Annotated in this window: 1 protein-coding gene; it reads right to left on the bottom strand. The window is 65.1% G+C overall.

Going from position 1 to position 1,119, the window contains the following annotated elements:
* On the bottom strand, positions 1-1,119 hold a 1,119-nt coding region (locus ACODTY_RS24050), incomplete at both ends, for a strawberry notch family protein (RefSeq protein WP_488996691.1).

Raw genomic sequence — 1,119 nt, 5'->3', positions numbered from 1 at the left:
TCGGCAGATCACCGGATTGCCCTCCGCGTCGTAGACCGGCCGGGAGAGGACATTTTCGTTGTCGTCGGAATATTCCTCGAAGAGTTGGACCGGGAAGGAATGCAACAGGTAGTCGATGACGTATTCCCTGGGGGTCACATCCACCTGAATATCGTTCCATTCCTCGGTCGCGATCTGCGCCAGCCTGCGCTCGGTGAGCGCGGCACCAGTCGAAACGATCTGGATCACGGCGGCGTGCCCGTCCTCAAGATCCTTGTTCGTCGCGGCGATCAGCGCCGGCGTCTTCATCGACGTCAGAAGATGATTGAAGAAACGCTGCTTCGAGCTTTCGAAGGCGGAACGCGCCGCGGCCTTGGCCTGCTTGTTGCGCGTGCCGTCCGTGCTGGTGATCCCGGCCGCTTCCATGGCGGCGTCGAGATGGTTGTGGATGACCTGGAACGCAGCGGCATAGGAATCGTAGAGGCGCACCTGTTCCTCGGTCAGCTCGTGCTCGAGGATGTCGTATTCGACGCCCTCGAAGGACAGCGAGCGCGAGGCGTAGAGGCCCATCGCCTTGAGGTCGCGGGCGAGCATTTCCATGGCGGCGACGCCGCCGTCCTCGATGGCCGTGATGAACTCCGACCGCGTCGGGAAAGGAAAATCGGCGCTGCCCCAGAGGCCGAGGCGCTCGGCATAGCCGAGGGATTCCACCTCGGCAGCGCCGGTTGCCGAGAGATAGACGACGCGGGCGTCAGGCAGGGCGCGCTGCAGGCGAAGGCCCGCCCTGCCTTGCTGCGAGGGCGCCGTGACGCCGCGCTCGCTCTTGCCGCCGGCGGCATTGATCATCGCGTGGCCCTCGTCGAAGAGGATGACGCCGTCGAAGACGCTCGCCTCGTCGGCCCGGGTTGTCCCATGCTCATCGGCGCCGCAAAGCCAGTCGACGATCTGCCGGACGCGGGAGCATTTGCCCTCGCGCTCGTCGGTACGCAGGGTGGCGAAGGTGGTGAAGAGAATGCCCTCGCGCAGTGGGATCGGCCTGCCCTGCCGGAAGCGGGACAGGGGCGTGATCAGCAGCTTTTCCTGTCCGAGCGCGCTCCAGTCGCGCTGCGCGTCCTCGATCAGGCTGTCCGTCTTGGAGAT

The organism is Mesorhizobium sp. FG116, from assembly GCF_057809835.1.
The sequence above is the reverse complement of the archived record's forward strand: the minus strand, read 5'-3'. Positions and strand labels throughout refer to the sequence as shown.